The sequence below is a fragment of the Streptomyces aurantiacus JA 4570 genome (assembly GCF_000414115.1).
Taxonomy (GTDB): domain Bacteria; phylum Actinomycetota; class Actinomycetes; order Streptomycetales; family Streptomycetaceae; genus Streptomyces; species Streptomyces aurantiacus_A.
Map to the genome: position 1 here is coordinate 1 of NZ_AOPZ01000221.1, position 16554 is coordinate 16554.

A 16554-nucleotide genomic window follows, 5' to 3' on the forward strand; every position below is an offset into this window, starting at 1 on the left:
CCCGGCGCCGCCGACGGCACCCTCGCGCTGGTCCTGGACCCGGCCGCCGCCCCGGCCGCGGCCGCCCAGCGCGTCGCCGAGGCCCTCGCCGCCGACGAAACACTGAGGGCCCGCCTGGTGCGCGGCCTCGACCTGGCACTCCTGCCGGCCGAGGCGACGCCACCGGGCGAGCCCCTGTACGTACGCGAGGGAAAGGGGTAGCCGTCAGCCGAAGACCGGCCCCGTGTACTTCTCGCCGGGGCCCTGACCCGGCTCGTCCGGCACCAGCGACGCCTCGCGGAACGCGAGCTGCAGGGACTTCAGGCCGTCCCGCAGCGGCGCCGCGTGGAACGAGCTGATCTCCGTCGCGCTCGCGTCCATCAGACCGGCCAGGGCCTGGATCAGCTTGCGGGCCTCGTCCAGGTCCTTGTGGGCCTCGCCCTCCTCGGCGAGGCCCAGGTTCACCGCCGCCGCGCTCATCAGGTGCACCGCGACCGTCGTGATCACCTCGACCGCGGGGACGTCCGCGATGTCGCGGGTCATGGCGTCGAAGCCGGGGGTCTGGGGTGCGTCGTGGGATGCGGGGGAGGCCGCGGGGCTCGTGTCACTCATGCCCCTCACCCTAGAGCCGCGTCCCGGCCGTTCGCCCCACCCCCCGGGACCTGCTAACCTTGTGTAACGACCGGTCGGACACCTGCGTGCCAACGCGGGATCCGGCCCACAAGTGGAGGCTCCGATCTCCCACCTGGCCGCTCCCCGGAGCGGCGGGTCACCGGTCAGGCGGACGCCGCGCAATGCGCGATGGACCGCCCGATGCGCCCCGCGGTCACCGCGGAGGTGCTCCGGTAGGTATGTGGAGCCCCTCCTGTGATCGGTCCGGGGCATTTTTTGCGTCCCGGCGCGGTTGGTCCAGAAAACAGACGTAACGCGGCTGTCCGCCAGACGGTCGCGTGGTGCTACCGAGGAGGATCCATCAGCGCCGAGCCCCGCATCAACGACCGGATTCGCGTTCCCGAGGTGCGACTTGTCGGTCCCAGCGGCGAGCAGGTCGGGATTGTTCCGCTTGCCAAGGCCCTGGAGCTTGCGCAGGAGTACGACCTGGACCTGGTCGAGGTCGCGGCGAACGCCCGTCCGCCCGTGTGCAAGCTCATGGACTACGGGAAGTTCAAGTACGAGTCGGCCATGAAGGCCCGTGAGGCGCGCAAGAACCAGGCGCACACGGTCATCAAGGAGATGAAGCTCCGGCCGAAGATCGACCCGCACGACTACGACACCAAGAAGGGTCACGTCGTCCGGTTCCTCAAGCAGGGCGACAAGGTCAAGATCACGATCATGTTCCGTGGTCGCGAGCAGTCCCGTCCGGAGCTCGGCTTCCGGCTGCTGCAGCGGCTCGCGGAGGACGTCCAGGACCTCGGGTTCATCGAGTCGAACCCGAAGCAGGACGGCCGCAACATGATCATGGTCCTCGGTCCGCACAAGAAGAAGACCGAGGCCATGGCCGAGGCCCGTGAGGCCCAGGCGGCTCGTAAGGCGGAGGCGAAGGCCAACCCCGGCAAGTCGCAGAACGCCGCCGAGGAGGAGCTTTCCGAAGCCCCCGCCGAGGAGGCCCCGGCCGAGGCTTCCGCCGAGGCCTGATCCCCGGACGCGAGTCCAGGGATGCCAATCGAACACATGACGCTCCCGGATGCCCGGTTTCACGACCGGGCATCGGAGTGCCACTGACGAGGAGAGAACGGCGCTATGCCGAAGAACAAGACGCACAGCGGTGCCAGCAAGCGCTTCAAGGTCACCGGCTCCGGCAAGGTGCTCCGCGAGCGCGCCGGCAAGCGCCACCTGCTCGAGCACAAGTCGTCCCGTCTGACGCGTCGCCTCACCGGCAACGCCGAGATGGCCCCGGGCGACGCCAAGAAGATCAAGAAGCTTCTCGGCAAGTGAGTCCGGGCGCGCACCGCGCGCCTGATCTCTGACCGGGACCCAATCGATACCGGGTCGTGTGAGTCCAACCACGGCCCCGCTACAAGGAGTTAACAAGTGGCACGCGTCAAGCGGGCAGTCAACGCCCACAAGAAGCGTCGGGCGATCCTCGAGCAGGCCAGCGGCTACCGCGGGCAGCGGTCGCGCCTGTACCGCAAGGCGAAGGAGCAGGTCACCCACTCCCTCGTCTACAACTACAACGACCGCAAGAAGCGCAAGGGCGACTTCCGTCAGCTGTGGATCCAGCGCATCAACGCCGCTGCCCGCGCCAACGGCATCACCTACAACCGCTTCATCCAGGGTCTGAAGGCCGCCAACATCGAGGTGGACCGCAAGATCCTCGCCGAGCTGGCCGTGAACGACGCGAACGCCTTCGCGGCGCTCGTCGAGGTGGCTCAGAAGGCGCTGCCTTCCGACGTCAACGCTCCCAAGGCTGCCTGACGTTCGCACTGGGCTTGAGCCGTGACTGGACCCGCAGGCCACTGGGCCTGCGGGTCCAGTCATGTTCGGCCGACGGCCCGCCTCGCGAGCGTCTCCCCCAACCCCGTACACCTGAGAGCGACTTGATGGCACACGGTCCCGAACTGATCTCCCCGCGGTCCCCGCGCGTCAGCGGTGCGCGGCGGCTTGGCAAGCGGAACTTCCGTGGCAAGGAGCGGCTGTTCCTCGCGGAGGGGCCGCAGGCCGTGCGGGAGGCCGCCGGGCATCGCGGGGGCGGGGAGCCCACGCTCGTGGAGCTGTTCGCGACCGTCGAGGCCGCCGAGCGGTACGCGGACATCGTGGGCGCCGCCCGCGACGTCGGCGCGCGCGTGCACCTCGCCGACGAGAGCGTCATCGCCGACATCTCGACGACCGTGACCCCGCAGGGGCTCGTCGGGGTCTGCCGGTTCCTCGACGTGCCGTTCGCGGAGATCCTCGCCGGGCGGCCCAAGCTCGTCGCCGTGCTCGCCCACGTACGCGACCCGGGGAACGCCGGGACCGTGCTGCGCTGCGCCGACGCCGCCGGAGCCGACGCCGTCGTCCTCACCGACGCCTCCGTCGACCTCTACAACCCCAAGGCCGTGCGCGCGTCCGTCGGCTCGCACTTCCATCTGCCGGTGGCCGTGGGCGTCCCCGTGGAGGAAGCCGTACGAGGGCTGAAGGGCGCGGGCGTGCGGGTGCTCGCCGCGGACGGCGCGGGCGAGGACGACCTCGACGCCGAGCTGGACCAGGGCACCATGGGCACCGAGACCGCCTGGATTTTCGGCAACGAGGCATGGGGGCTCCCGGAGGAGACCCGCGCACTCGCCGACGCCGTGGTGCGCGTTCCGATCCACGGAAGCGCCGAGAGCTTGAACCTCGCGACGGCGGCAGCCGTATGCCTCTATGCGTCCGCCCGTGCACAGCGCGCCGCCGGAGGGTGCCGCTCCGTCACCCTCGGCTAGTAGTGTGTCGGGCTCACAGGCCCACTGCGCCGGTTCCGAGAGGCGGGGATAGCGGGAATGAGCGTCGGCACGAGCAGACCACCGGGAGTGCGGGACCTTCTGTGCCCGCCCACGGGCCACGCGGGACCGGCGGGCCCGGGCCCCGGAGAGCTCGGCATCGACCCCGACGACCTGCCCGACGGCCTGGTCGTGGCCGACGAGACCGGGCGCGTCATCTGCTTCAACGCCGCCGCGGCCCGCATCACCGCCGTCCGCGCCGCCGACGTGCTCGGCCGGCCCATCGAGCGCGCGCTGCCGCTCGAGGACCTCGAAGGACGCCGGTGGTGGCAGATCACCGATCCGTACGGTGGGCTCGCCACCCGGAACGCCCAGCCCGAGCGCAACCTGCTGCTGCCCGGCGGCCGCGAAGTGCTGGTGTCCGCGCGGTACGTACGGACGCGGCCGACCGGCCCGCTGCGCCGCCTCGTCGTCTCGCTGCGTGACACCGAGGCCCGGCGGCGCACCGAGCGCAGCCACGCCGAGCTGATCGCCACCGTCGCCCATGAGCTGCGCTCGCCGCTGACCTCCGTCAAGGGCTTCACGGCGACGCTGCTCGCCAAGTGGGAGCGCTTCACCGACGACCAGAAGAAGCTGATGCTGGAGACGGTGGACGCCGACGCGAACCGCGTGACCCGGCTGATCGCCGAGCTGCTCGACATCTCGCGGATCGACTCCGGACGCCTCGAACTGCGACGGCAGCCCGTCGACATCGGCGCCGCCGTGGGGCGGCACATCCAGGCCCACGTCGCAGCCGGTCAGGACGCCGACCGCTTCCTCGTACGGCTGCTGCACCCGCTGCCCGACCTGTGGGCCGACCCGGACAAGATCGATCAGGTGCTGAGCAACCTCCTGGAAAACGCGGTGCGGCACGGCGAAGGAACCGTCACCATTGATGTGGCGCCCTCGCCGTCCCTGCGCGTGCGGGGAGCGGCCGACACCGCGGTCACCGTCAGCGACGAGGGATCCGGCATTCCGGAGGAGTCGATGAGCCGCGTCTTCACCCGCTTCTGGCGGGGCAGCAAACGCGGCGGGACAGGACTGGGGTTGTACATCGTGAAGGGCATCGTCGAAGCGCACGGCGGCACGATCACCGTGGGCCGCGCGGCGAGCGGCGGCGCCCAGTTCCGATTTACGTTGCCCGTGGGGGCCCCGGCGTATCTGCAGTGATCACGCCATGAGCGGCCCGCGGGCTCATCCGTTATCAGGACCCCGTTAGACTCGGTCGTTGGCACCTTTGTGTCCCCTTTATTCGGGACGTTCTCAGGACCAGTCGTCTCCGACTCGTTGACGGGGACCATCCGCCAGCCAACCGGAAGCACGGGAAGAGATGTCGGCACCGAACAAGTCGTACGACCCTGTCGAGGTCGAGGCACTGAAACCTGAAGAGATCGAGCGCATGCGGGACGAGGCGTTCGCCGCCTTCGCGGCCGCCGCCGACCTCGACCAGCTCCAGGAGGCGAAGACCGCCCACACCGGCGGCACCTCGCCGCTGGCGCTCGCCAACCGCGAGATCGGCGCCCTGCCCCCGCAGGCCAAGGCCGACGCGGGCAAGCGCGTGGGCATGGCCCGCGGCGCCGTGAGCAAGGCGCTCGCCGCCCGCCAGGCCGAGCTCGAGGCCGAGCGGGACGCCCGCGTCCTGGTCGAGGAGGCCGTGGACGTCTCGCTGCCCCACGACCGCGTACCGGCCGGTGCCCGGCACCCGCTGACCACGCTGTCCGAGCGCATCGAGGACATCTTCGTCGCCATGGGCTACGCGGTCGCCGAGGGCCCCGAGGTCGAGGCCGAGTGGTTCAACTTCGACGCCCTGAACATCGGCCCCGACCACCCGGCGCGCGGCGAGCAGGACACCTTCTTCGTCGACGCGGCGTCCCTGGGCGCCGCCGCCGACGCCGGGGGCACCGATGTCGTGCTGCGCACCCACACCTCGCCCGTGCAGGTCCGCTCGCTCATCGACCGCGAGCCGCCGGTGTACGTGATCTGCCCCGGCCGCGTCTACCGCACCGACGAGCTGGACGCCACCCACACCCCCGTCTTCCACCAGGTCGAGCTGCTCGCCGTGGACGAGGGCCTCACCATGGCCGACCTCAAGGGCACCCTGGACCACATGGTGCAGGAGCTGTTCGGCGGCGAGGGCATGAAGACCCGGCTGCGGCCGAACTTCTTCCCCTTCACCGAGCCGTCCGCCGAGATGGACATGGTCTGCTACGTGTGCCGTGGCGAGTCCGTGGGCAACCCCGACCGCCCCTGCCGCACCTGCTCCTCCGAGGGCTGGATCGAGCTCGGCGGCTGCGGCATGGTCAACCCCAAGGTGCTGACCGCCTGTGGCGTGGACCCCGAGAAGTACAGCGGATTCGCCTTCGGGTTCGGCATCGAGCGGATGCTGATGTTCCGCCACAACGTAGAAGACATGCGAGACATGGTCGAGGGTGACGTGCGCTTCACCCGGCCGTTCGGGATGGAGATCTGATGCGGGTCCCGCTTTCCTGGCTGCGGGAGTATGTCGACCTCCCCGCCACCGAGACCGGCCGCGACGTGCAGGCCAAGCTTGTCGCCGCGGGCCTCGAGGTCGAGACCGTCGAACAGCTCGGCGCGGGCCTCAAGGGCCCCCTCGTCGTCGGCAAGGTCCTCACCATCGAGGAGCTGGAGGGCTTCAAGAAGCCCATCCGCTTCTGCACCGTCGACGTCGGCACGGCCAACGGCACCGGTGAGCCGCAGGAGATCGTCTGCGGCGCCCGGAACTTCTCCGTCGGCGACAAGGTCGTCGTGGTCCTGCCCGGCGCCGTCCTGCCCGGCGACTTCGCGATCTCCGCGCGCAAGACGTACGGCAAGACCTCGCACGGCATGATCTGCTCCGGCGACGAGCTGGGCATGGGCGATGACGGCTCCGGCGGCATCATCGTGCTCCCGCCCGAGCACGAGGCCGGCACCGACGCCATCGAGCTGCTCGAACTGGTCGACGAGGTCCTGGACATCGCCGTCACGCCCGACCGCGGCTACTGCCTGTCGATGCGCGGCGTCGCCCGCGAGACCGCCACCGCGTACGGCCTGCCGCTGCGCGACCCGGCACTGCTCGACGTCCCGGCGCCGAACTCCTTCGGCTACCCGGTGCGGGTCAGCGACCCGGCCGGCTGCGACCGCTTCACCGCCCGCACCGTCACCGGCCTGCGCCCCGACGCCCGCTCGCCGATCTGGCTGCGCCGCCGCCTGCAGAAGGCGGGCATGCGTCCGATCTCGCTGGCCGTCGACGTCACCAACTACGTGATGCTGGAGCTCGGCCAGCCCCTGCACGCCTACGACCGCTCGCGCGTCCAGGGCACCATCGGCGTGCGCCGGGCCGAGCAGGGAGAGAAGTTCACCACCCTCGACGGCGCCCAGCGCGTGCTCGACGCCGAGGACCTGGTGATCACCGACGACCGCGGCGCGATCGGCCTCGCGGGCGTCATGGGCGGCGCCAACACCGAGATCGCCGACCACGATGCCGAGGCCGGCACCACGGACGTGGTCATCGAGGCCGCGCACTTCGACCCGGTCACCGTGGCCCGCACCGCGCGCCGGCACAAGCTGTCCTCCGAGGCGGCCAAGCGCTTCGAGCGCGGCGTCGACCCGCAGGCCGCGTCCGCCGCCGCGCAGCGCACCGTCGACCTCCTCGTGCTGCTCGCGGGCGGCACCGCCGAGACCGGCGTCACGGAGGTCATCGCGCCCTCCGCGCCGCGCACCATCACCATGCCCGCCGACCACCCGGACAAGGTCGCCGGCGTGGCCTACGGCCGTGAGTCGGTCGTACGCCGCCTCCAGCAGGTCGGCTGCGACGTGTACGGCCAGGACTCCCTGACCGTCACCGTGCCGTCCTGGCGGCCCGACCTCGCCGAGATCAACGACCTCGCCGAGGAGGTCATCCGCCTCGAGGGGTACGAGAACCTCCCCTCGACGCTGCCCAAGCCCCCCGCCGGGCGCGGTCTGACCGAGCGGCAGCGGCTGCACCGGCGCGTGGGCCGCGCGCTGGCCGGGGCCGGTTTCGTCGAGGCGCCGAACTACCCGTTCGTCGGCGAGCAGGTCTTCGACCAGCTCGGCCTCGACCAGGACGACCCGAACCGCCGTGTCGTCAAGCTCGTCAACCCGCTGTCCGACGAGGAGCCCGCTCTTCGTACGACGCTGCTGCCGGGCCTGCTCGCCACGCTGCGCCGCAACGACGGGCGCGGCAGCCACGACCTGGCGCTGTTCGAGACCGGCCTGGTCTTCCACCCCCGGGCCGCGGGGAACACCGTCCGCGCCGAGAACCCGCCCGTCGACCGGCGTCCCACCGACGAGGAGATCGCGGCGCTCAACGCCGCCCTGCCCGAGCAGCCCCGGCACGCCGCGGTCGTCCTCACCGGCGCCCGCGAGCAGGCCGGCTGGTGGGGCAAGGGCCGGCCCGCCGACTGGGCGGACGCCGTCGAGGCGGCGCGCACGGTGGCCCGCGAGGCCGGCGTCGAACTCATCGTCCAGCAGGGCCAGTACGGCCCGTGGCACCCCGGCCGCTGCGCCGAGCTGTGCGTGTTCCTGGAGCACGCCGACGGCGTCGCCGACGACGGCAGCGAGGGCGAGATCGTCGTCATCGGCCACGCCGGCGAGCTGCACCCGCGCGTCACCAAGGCGCTCGGCCTGCCCGCCCGCACCTGCGCGATGGAGCTGAACCTCGACGTCCTCGCCGAGGCCGGCGAGGGCACCCTGCGGGCGCCGCGCATCTCCGCGTTCCCGGTGGCCACGCAGGACGTCGCGCTGGTCGTGGACCAGGACGTGCCCGCGGCCGTCGTCGAGGCGTTCCTGCGCGACGGCGCCGGTGAACTCCTCGAGGACATCCGCCTGTTCGACGTCTTCACCGGCGAGCAGCTCGGCGAGGGCAAGAAGTCCCTGGCGTACGCGCTGCGCTTCCGCGCCGCCGACCGCACGCTGACCGTCGACGAGGCCAGCGCCGCCCGCGACGCGGCCGTGGCGCGCGCCGCCGAGGTCACCGGGGCGGTGCTGCGCGGGGCCTGATCCCCGCCGCACCCGCCGCACCCGGTGTGCGAAGGCGCAGTTGAGGGGCGTATCCGTGGACGCGGATGCGCCCCTCACTCGTTAGGGTGACAACGTCCGGTGATCTGACCCGATCCGGCCATGCGGTCGACAGAATCGATGCGGCCGTAGGGGCCGGCCCGCACCGGCCCCGTACCCGGCCCGCACGCTGACCGGGCCTTAGGGCGCTGGACCGGGCCTGAGGGGGCCGTCGGCATGATCCGGATCAAGCCTCGCCCGCCCCGCCGCGGAGTCGGGGCCCACCGCGGAGTGAGACTTCGCGCGAGAACTCCCCGGCGGCCCCGCGGAGCGAGCCCCGGGGGCGGTGCCGCGTTCGAGCGGCCGTGCGCCCGCCGCCTGCGCCGCGTCCTCGCGCTCGGCCTGCCCACGATGTGGGGCGCCGTCGCCATCACGTACAAACTCGGCTGCCCGCTCGCCCAGCAGCACAGCCTGAGCGCGCGGATCGTCACCAGCGCCGTCTTCTTCGCCGTCGGCACCGGCCTGATCGTGCACGTGCGGCACGCGCTGCTGCGCGAGCTGCGGCAGCTCCGCGAGGTCGCGGGCGCCGCGCAGAACGTGCTGCTCCGCCCGCTGCCGCCGCGCGTCGACGGCCTCGCGCTCGCCGCGGGCCGCCTGTCGGCCACACACGGCGCGTCCGTCGGCGGCGATCTGTACGAGGTCGCGGCCACCGACCACGGCGTGCGGCTCGTGATGGGCGACGTACGCGGACACGGGCTCGCCGCGATCGGCACCGCGGCCGCCGTCCTCGGCAGCTTCCGCGAGGCCGCGCACGAGGAAGTCGAGCTGCCCCTCGTCCTCAGACGCCTGGAGCGCGCGCTCGCCCGGCACATGAGGGAGCGCTCCCGCGCCGAGCACCCCGCGAGCGGCGCCACCCCGCCGGACGGCGTGCTCGCCGAGGAGTTCGTGACCGTCCTGCTCGTCGAGATCAGCCGGGCGGGCGACGTGTGGGCGCTCAACTGCGGCCACCCGTGGCCCTATCGGCTGTGCGGCCGGGCCGAACCGATGGTGGGCGGGGACCCGCTGCCGCCGCTCGGGCCGTTCCCGCTGCCCGCCGAACTGCCCCTGGCGCACTGTGGACGGCTGCTGCCCGGTGAAGCGCTCGCCCTGCACACCGACGGCATGGAGGACGCGCGCAACGCCGCGGGACGGTTCTTCCCGCTGCAGTCCGTGCTCGGGGAGGCCGCCCGGGTCCAGCCCGTCTCGCCGCAGGCCGTGATCCACGCCGTGTACGGCGAACTCCTGCGCCACATCGGCCGGTTGACGTCCGACGACGCCGCGCTGCTCGTCCTGCGCAACGACCGGCACCGGGTGCCGGCGCAGCAGGCGGAGACCGGGCGGCGCGCCCGCACCATGAGCTGAACACCGCCCGGTCTGGTGCGGCCTGCGCCGTCCGGGCCGTCGCGGAGCTGCCGGGCAGACGACGACCGACGGACGGCGCCACAGAGGGGCCGCCGCGCTGTATGAGGGGGAGCCGGCGGCCCGGCCGCCTCCTGGTGAGGGCTCTCAGTCAACCCACCCCGCGCCGGGCGCGGCAGAGCGCACGCCTCCCGGATGCGAGCACTCCGTTCACACCCCGTGTGCGCGTGACTCCATTAGGCTGGTCGTACCGAGCCACCGGAGGGCATCCATGCAGCCCAACACCCTGCTCGACGCGATCCTCGACGAAGCAGGCATCTCGCATGCGGGCCTCGCCGCCCATGTCAACCAGGCGGGCAAGGCGAGAGGGCTCTCGCTGAGATACGAACACACCGCCGTGGCCCGCTGGTTGAAGGGCCAGCGCCCGCGCGGCCAGGTGCCCGACCTCATCTGCGAGGTGCTCGCGGGGCGGCTGCAGCGCACGGTCACGCTCGACGACATCGGCCTCGGTGTGCCCGGACTCCCCGCCGCGCGACAGGGCTCGATGGCCTCCACGCTCTCCGGGTTCGTCGAGCGCGCCACGGCCCTGTGGCGCTCTGACGAACAGCAGCGCCCGCATCTGCTCGGCGCCCCCGCGGTCACCGGCACGCCCGCGGTGATGCCGGTCTGGGAGTGGGAGAACCCGCCGGAGGACGTGGACGTCTCCCGCGGCGGACGCCATCCGGTGAGCATGGCGGACATAGAGATGATGCGCGCGGCCCGCACCCACTACGAGCAGATGTACCGCAAGACGGGCGGCGTGGCGACGCGCACCCGCATCGTCGGCTTCCTGAACGCCGAGGCCGCCCCGCTGCTGCGCGGCAGCTACACCGACGCGACGGGGCGTCAGCTGCACCGCGCCACGGGCGGCCTGGTGGCGATCGCCGGCATCTGCGCGTACGACTCGGACGCGCACGGCCTGGCGCAGCGCTACTTCCACCAGGCGCTGCGGCTCGCGAAGGCCAGCGGGGACCGGGGACTCGGCGCGTACGTCATCGCGCTCCTTGTCAACCAGTCGCTGTTCATGCGCGAATACCGCCAGGCGGTCGCCTTCGCGGAGGCCGCGCTGCGCGCCGCGGGCCGCGACATCACCCCGGCGCTCGCCTCCGATCTGTACGCGATGCAGGCCAAGTCGTACGCGCACCTGGGCGACGGCAGCAGCGCGCTGTCGTGCATCCGGCGTGCCGAGGCCGCGGCCGACCGCATCCGCCGGGGGCGCGAACCGGACGAGACGGGCTATGTCCAGCCCGGCCTGGTGAACGTGCAGGTGGCCGAGGCGCTGCTGAGCCTCGGTGATCTCGCGGGCGCGCACGAACACGCCGCTGCGGCCGTGGACACTCCGGCGCACGACCGGGGCCGGGTGCACCGGCTCGCCATGCTCAGCCAGATCGAACTGCGGCAGGGGAACACCGACGAGGCGGTGGCCACGGCGGTGGAAATGGCAGAACAGGCGCGGGGGATGGAGTCGCAGCGGCTGCGCGACCGGCTGCGGGCGGTGCGCGAGCACCTGGTGCGCAGCGACTGCGCCGGCACGGCCGAGGCCGCCGAACTCATCGACGGCGCACTGCGCGTGCCGCTGTAACAGCGCGGCGCGGTGCCGCGTCGCTGAGGGGCGCGGGGGCGGCACCAGACATGACACGTGCTACTTCGCTCTGCCGTGCGCGGAGTGCTCTGGGACCCCTCCTGCTGCGATATTGCCATCTATTCGGCGGAAGGTGGCAGAACCGTGCAGTGGACGAAACAGAGCGAACAAACTGTGTATGGAAACCGATGGTTCACCGTCAATCTCGCAGATGTGGAGCTGCCGGACGGTCGGCACCTCGACCACTTCCTGATACGGCTGCGGCCGGTCGCGATCGCCACGGTCGTCAACGAGGCCAACGAGGTGCTGCTGCTGTGGCGGCACCGTTTCATCACCGACAGCTGGGGCTGGGAGCTGGCCGCGGGGGTCGTCGAGGACGGCGAGGACATCGCCTTCGCGGCGGCCCGCGAGATGGAGGAGGAGACCGGCTGGCGGCCGGGACCCCTGCGGCACCTGATGAGCGTGGAGCCGTCGAACGGTCTCACCGACGCCCGGCACCACATCTACTGGTCGGACGAAGGGACCTACATCGGCCACCCGCAGGACGACTTCGAGTCGGACCGCCGTGAGTGGGTCCCGCTCAAGCTCGTCCCCGACATGGTGGCGCGGGGCGAGGTCCCGGCCGCCAACATGGCGGCGGCACTCCTCCTGCTGCACCATCTGCGTCTTGGCCAGGACGGGCGCTAGCCGGCCCGTGCCGGTCCCGGACTAGCGCCCCAGGGCCTGCCAGACCGCCACCGCGAGGGCCCCGATCGACGTAAGGGCGGCGAGGGCCGGCACCGGCCACCGGTTGTGTTCCAGAGCCGTGATCCGGAGGGACAGGTCATCCTGGTCCTTGGTGTGCTGGGAGTCGCTCTGCGTGAGTAGCGCGAGCCGTCCGTCGACGCGGGCGAGGCCCACGTCCAGGCTGCGTCGTAACTCTGCGAGTTCTTCCGGGACCACGGGACGCTCGGGGTCGGTGGTCACGAGTCAGCTCCTTTCGGTAGAGGTCACATCCCCCCTGTGCGCACGGAAAGTCAACTCGCCTGGTGGTCACGGCGGGAGCGTGTGCGAAGGGCATATGCGAGCCCGGCGCGCACACGGTGTGTGAACGGCGCGGGCCCGGCACTCGGTGAGTGCCGGGCCCGTGAACTGGCCGAAAACTGACTTGAGTTCAGGTACGGAGCGTAATCGGATCGCGAGCCGGACCGGCCGAAGCGGAACGCGCGGGGCGGTGCGCCGCGCGGTGCGACGGACGGTCGCGGGGGCGGCCGGTCAGACGTACGTGTAGAAGCCCGAGCCCGTCTTGCGGCCGAGGCGGCCCGCGTCGACCATGCGCTGGAGCAGCGGGGGAGCGGCGTACAGCGGCTCCTTGTACTCCTCGTACATGCTGTCCGCCACCGACGCCACCGTGTCCAGACCGATCAGGTCGGCCAGCTTCAGCGGACCCATCGGGTGGGCGCAGCCCATCTCCATGCCGTTGTCGATGTCCTCGCGGGACGCGATGCCCGACTCGAACATCCGGATGGCCGAGAGCAGATACGGGATGAGGAGCGCGTTCACCACGAAGCCCGAGCGGTCCTGGGCGCGGATCGCGTGCTTGCCGAGCACCTTCTCCACCAGGGACTGCGCCCGGCTGATGGTGCCCTCCGACGTGGTCAGCGCCGGGATCAGCTCGACGAGCTGCTGCACGGGGGCCGGGTTGAAGAAGTGGATGCCGATGACCTGGTCCGGGCGGGACGTCGCCACGGCCAGCTTCACCAGCGGGATGGAGGAGGTGTTGGAGGCGAGGATCGCGTCCTGGCGCGTGACCACCTGGTCGAGCACCTGGAAGATCTCCGTCTTGATCTGCTCGTTCTCCACGACGGCCTCGATGACGAGGTCGCGGTCGGAGAACTCGCCCAGGTCGGTGGTGAAGCTGAGCCGCGCGATCGTGGCGTCCCGCTCCTCCTCGGAGATCTTGCCGCGCTCGGCCGCCTTGGACAGGGAGTTGTACAGCCGGGTACGGCCGATCTCCAGGGCCTCGCCGGTGGTCTCCGCGACCATGACGTCCAGGCCGGAGCGGGCGCAGACCTCCGCGATACCCGCGCCCATCTGGCCACAGCCCACCACTCCGACGCGCGCAATGTCGGCCATAGAGTCGGTCACCTCGTGCCTTTCGCAGATCTACAGGTCCGGCAGGGTCCCCCGTACGGTGCCGGTGCCTGCCTCGCCGGTGAACGTTACTCCGCAACCTCCGGTCCTTTCCGGGCCGGGTCGGGCATGCTGTCCCCGAAAAGCCAGCGACTGTCGGCGGATCCCGGACTCGAGGGGCGGCTTCATGAGGCATTTGTCACGTCGGATGTCACGTCGGGCGTTCACCATGGCGGCGGCCTCGGTGGCCGCGTCCCTCGCCATGGCGGGGGACGCGGCGGCGGTGCCGGGGGCCCGGCACCGGGGGCGGGAGCTGCGCGGCATGTGGGTGGCGACGGTCGTGAACATCGACTGGCCCTCCAAGCCGGGCCTGCCCGCGGCACAGCAGCGCGCGGAGCTGATCGCGTATCTGGACGAGGCCGTGCGCCGCCGCCTGAACGCGGTGGTCCTCCAGGTGCGCCCCACGGCCGACGCGTTCTGGCCCTCGCGGTACGAGCCGTGGTCGGAGTGGCTCACGGGCACGCAGGGCAACGACCCGGGCTGGGACCCGCTGGGCACCGCCGTGCGCGAGGCGCACCGCAGAGGTCTGGAGCTGCACGCCTGGTTCAACCCGTTCCGCATCGCCATGCACACCGACCCCGCGCGCCTCATCCCGTCGCACCCCGCGCGCCTGCACCCCGACTGGGTCGTGCCCTACGGCGGGAAGCTCTACTACAACCCGGGGCTGCCCGAGGTGCGGCGGTTCATGCAGGACTCGATGCTCGACGCGGTGCGGCGCTATCCCCTCGACGCGGTCCACTGGGACGACTACTTCTACCCCTATCCGGTCGCGGGGCAGGTCTTCGACGACGACGCCGCCTTCGCCCGTCACGGCGGCGGCTTCCCGGACCGGGCGTCGTGGCGCCGCGACAACATCGACCGGATGGTGCGGGAGATGGGCGTGCGCATCAAGAAGGTGCGCCGCAGAACGCGGTTCGGGATCAGCCCCTTCGGCGTGTGGCGCAACGCCTCGACCGACCCGACCGGTTCGGACACGCGCGCGGGCGTGCAGACCTACGACGATCTGTACGCGGACACCCGGGGCTGGGTGAAGAAGGGCTGGATCGACTACATCTGTCCGCAGTTGTACTGGAACATCGGTCTGCCCGCGGCCGACTACGCCAAGCTCGTGCCCTGGTGGGACGACGTGGCGCGGGGGACGGGCGTGCAGCTGTACGTGGGGGAGGCGCTGTACAAGGCGGGGGACCCGGCGCAGCCCGCCGCGTGGCAGGATCCCGCCGAGCTGTCCCGGCACCTCACGTTCGCGCAGGACTACCCGCGGGTGCGGGGGCACGTCTTCTACTCGGCGAAGCACGTCGTCGCCGACCGGATCGGCGCGATGCAGCGGGTCGTCGACGACCACTACACGAACGGCGCCGACTGATACGCGTACGGCGCGGGCTGAGCGGGCGGGCCCGGGTCGGTGGACCCGGGCCCGGTGGCTCACTCGTCGTTCGCGAAGTGGCGTACGACCGTGTCGGGGCCCGGCGACATGACCGTCTCGTGCCCGTCCTCGAACCGCACGCGGTAGGGCGGGGTGCCGTTGTCGCCGAGGACCTCGATGACCTCCGCCGTCCGGTCTTGCTGCCCGACGATCCTGCCGTGGATCAGCAGCCGGTCGCCCACGGATGCTTGCATGGGGAGTGCCCTCCTCGTCCGGTCAGGGTGGTGGCGGTGCGTGGCCGTCAGTGTACGACCGGTATCGGCGGTTGGCGCCTACCCGCGCGCCCGTTGGGTGACCGCGATGCACACGAGCACCGCGACTGCGGTCAGCGGCGCCGCCGGGGTCATGTCCTCGCCGAGCAGGAACAGCGACCAGACGAGGGTGAGCAGCGGCTGGGCGAGCTGGAGCTGGCTGGCCTTCGGGATGCCGATGGCGGCCATACCGCGGTACCAGATCAGCAGGCCGAGGAACTGGGAGCCGATCGCGGAGTAGAGCAGGCCGATCGAGCTGTGCGCCGTCAGCTGGAAGGGCTCCTGCGGCAGGGCGAGCGCCGCCCAGGCGACGGTCAGCGGCAGGCACAGGACCAGGGCCCAGCCGATGACCTGCCAGCCCGGCATCTCGCGGGCGAGCCGGCCGCCCTCGGTGTAGCCCGCGGCGCACACGAGCAGCGAGCCGAACAGATAGAGGTCGGCGGTCGACAGCGACCCGCCGCTCTGCTGGGCCGTGAAGGCCAGCACCGCGGCCGCGCCCGCGATCGCCGCGGCCCAGAAGGTCCGTGACGGGCGGACTCCGGTGCGCAGCGCGGAGAACACGGCGGTCGTCAGCGGCAGCAGCCCGACGACCACGGCCGCGTGCGACGTGCTCGACGTCTGGAGGGCGAGCGAGGTCAGGAGCGGGAAGCCGATCACGACGCCGCCGCCGACGACGGCGAGCCCGGCCCAGTGGGCGCGCGGCGGCACCGGGACGCGCAGGGCCAGCAGACAGCCGCCCGCGATGACGGCACTGAGGACACAGCGCAGGGCGACGAAGGACCAGGGGCCGATGCCTTCGAGGCCCCAGGCGGTGGACGGGAAGGTGAGCGAGAAGGCGACGACACCGAGGGCGGCCTGGGCGGTGCCGGCGCGGCGGCGACGGTCCTGGGCGCGGTCCGCGGCGTCGGGGGACGCGGCGGGCGGGGCGGCGGGTGCCTCGCTGCCGCCGGTGTGGGCGGGGCGGGCCGCGGTGGACGTCCGGACTGCTATCGCTCGCGGATCAGTAGCGCTATCCTGTGCTCTCATGCAAGAGCGTAGCAGTGTGGGTGAGTTGGCACAGAAGCTGCGGGACGAGCTGGACCGCTACTCTCCGGGTGGAAAGCTGCCGTCGAGCAGGGCGTTGGTCGAGCGGTTCCGGGTGAGTCCCGTGACCGTGTCGCGGGCCCTCGCGCAGCTCGCCGCGGAGGGTCTCGTCGTGACGCGGCCCGGCGCCGGGGCCTTCCGGGCGCGGCCGCCGGCGGCGAGCGCGGCCGCCGCGGC

Annotated in this window: 17 protein-coding genes and 1 pseudogene; 13 read left to right on the forward strand and 5 right to left on the reverse strand. The window is 72.0% G+C overall.

The features are described 5' to 3' along the window. Nucleotides 1–201: pseudogene (locus tag STRAU_RS21560) on the forward strand (SseB family protein); the annotation flags it as partial. Nucleotides 202–204: 3 nt separating this feature from the next. Here STRAU_RS21560 and STRAU_RS21565 read toward each other — a convergent pair. Beyond that, on the reverse strand, nt 205–591 hold the full coding sequence (locus STRAU_RS21565) for a DUF1844 domain-containing protein (RefSeq protein ID WP_016642496.1): 387 nt from the start codon (nt 589–591) through the stop codon (nt 205–207). A gap of 360 nt (nt 592–951) precedes the next feature. On the opposite strand from STRAU_RS21565, the gene infC reads away from it, so the two are divergent. The 10 genes from infC to STRAU_RS21615 all read left to right on the forward strand — a co-directional run bounded on the left by infC (nt 952) and on the right by STRAU_RS21615 (nt 12135). Continuing rightward, the gene (infC, locus tag STRAU_RS21570; protein WP_213083758.1) at nt 952–1614 is read left to right on the forward strand and encodes a translation initiation factor IF-3; all 663 of its coding nucleotides are present in this window, start codon (nt 952–954) and stop codon (nt 1612–1614) included. 105 nt (nt 1615–1719) lie between these two features. Continuing rightward, the gene (gene rpmI / locus STRAU_RS21575) at nt 1720–1914 is read left to right on the forward strand and encodes a 50S ribosomal protein L35 (protein ID WP_004944288.1); all 195 of its coding nucleotides are present in this window, start codon (nt 1720–1722) and stop codon (nt 1912–1914) included. A 96-nt stretch (nt 1915–2010) separates the two neighbouring features. Next, nucleotides 2011–2394 carry a 50S ribosomal protein L20 gene (gene rplT, locus STRAU_RS21580; protein ID WP_016642495.1) on the forward strand — a complete coding sequence of 128 codons (384 nt, stop codon included), beginning with the start codon at nt 2011–2013 and terminating at the stop codon, nt 2392–2394. Nucleotides 2395–2519: 125 nt separating this feature from the next. Beyond that, nucleotides 2520–3377, forward strand: a complete 858-nt coding sequence (locus tag STRAU_RS21585; protein ID WP_259299954.1) for a TrmH family RNA methyltransferase — start codon at nt 2520–2522, stop codon at nt 3375–3377. Between the two features lie 57 nt (nt 3378–3434). Then, nucleotides 3435–4583 carry a sensor histidine kinase gene (locus tag STRAU_RS21590; RefSeq protein ID WP_016642498.1) on the forward strand — a complete coding sequence of 383 codons (1149 nt, stop codon included), beginning with the start codon at nt 3435–3437 and terminating at the stop codon, nt 4581–4583. A gap of 160 nt (nt 4584–4743) precedes the next feature. Further along, on the forward strand, nt 4744–5883 hold the full coding sequence (gene pheS / locus STRAU_RS21595; protein ID WP_016642500.1) for a phenylalanine--tRNA ligase subunit alpha: 1140 nt from the start codon (nt 4744–4746) through the stop codon (nt 5881–5883). Next, complete coding sequence (gene pheT / locus STRAU_RS21600; RefSeq protein WP_016642501.1) at nt 5883–8432, forward strand: phenylalanine--tRNA ligase subunit beta; 2550 nt, start codon at nt 5883–5885, stop codon at nt 8430–8432. Before pheS ends, pheT begins: the two co-directional genes overlap by 1 nt. A gap of 408 nt (nt 8433–8840) precedes the next feature. Continuing rightward, complete coding sequence (locus tag STRAU_RS21605; protein WP_016642502.1) at nt 8841–9830, forward strand: PP2C family protein-serine/threonine phosphatase; 990 nt, start codon at nt 8841–8843, stop codon at nt 9828–9830. A 268-nt stretch (nt 9831–10098) separates the two neighbouring features. Beyond that, complete coding sequence (locus tag STRAU_RS21610; RefSeq protein WP_016642503.1) at nt 10099–11448, forward strand: NsdA family TPR-like regulatory protein; 1350 nt, start codon at nt 10099–10101, stop codon at nt 11446–11448. A gap of 144 nt (nt 11449–11592) precedes the next feature. Further along, nucleotides 11593–12135: an NUDIX hydrolase gene (locus tag STRAU_RS21615; protein ID WP_037660972.1), complete on the forward strand. Its 543-nt coding sequence runs from the start codon at nt 11593–11595 to the stop codon at nt 12133–12135. Nucleotides 12136–12156: 21 nt separating this feature from the next. Here STRAU_RS21615 and STRAU_RS21620 read toward each other — a convergent pair whose 3' ends face one another. Together STRAU_RS21620 and STRAU_RS21625 are read right to left on the reverse strand one after the other, a co-directional pair. After that, nucleotides 12157–12414: a hypothetical protein gene (locus STRAU_RS21620; RefSeq protein ID WP_016642505.1), complete on the reverse strand. Its 258-nt coding sequence runs from the start codon at nt 12412–12414 to the stop codon at nt 12157–12159. Nucleotides 12415–12702: 288 nt separating this feature from the next. After that, a complete protein-coding gene (locus STRAU_RS21625; protein ID WP_078621389.1) occupies nt 12703–13563 on the reverse strand; it encodes a 3-hydroxybutyryl-CoA dehydrogenase in 861 nt (286 codons plus the stop codon). Between the two features lie 259 nt (nt 13564–13822). On the opposite strand from STRAU_RS21625, the gene STRAU_RS21630 reads away from it, so the two are divergent. Further along, nucleotides 13823–14983, forward strand: coding sequence for a glycoside hydrolase family 10-like protein (locus tag STRAU_RS21630; RefSeq protein WP_472980055.1), 1161 nt, complete (start codon nt 13823–13825; stop codon nt 14981–14983). A 59-nt stretch (nt 14984–15042) separates the two neighbouring features. On the opposite strand, the gene STRAU_RS21635 is transcribed toward STRAU_RS21630, so the two are convergent. Further along, nucleotides 15043–15237 (reverse strand): DUF1918 domain-containing protein, encoded by a 195-nt coding sequence (locus STRAU_RS21635; RefSeq protein WP_037660978.1) that lies wholly within the window; start codon nt 15235–15237, stop codon nt 15043–15045. A gap of 78 nt (nt 15238–15315) precedes the next feature. Continuing rightward, complete coding sequence (locus STRAU_RS21640; RefSeq protein WP_016642509.1) at nt 15316–16320, reverse strand: DMT family transporter; 1005 nt, start codon at nt 16318–16320, stop codon at nt 15316–15318. Here STRAU_RS21640 and STRAU_RS21645 point away from each other — a divergent pair. Then, nucleotides 16283–16554: winged helix-turn-helix domain-containing protein (locus STRAU_RS21645; protein ID WP_397892391.1), on the forward strand; the 272-nt coding region annotated here is incomplete at its 3' end. The genes STRAU_RS21640 and STRAU_RS21645 overlap by 38 nt on opposite strands.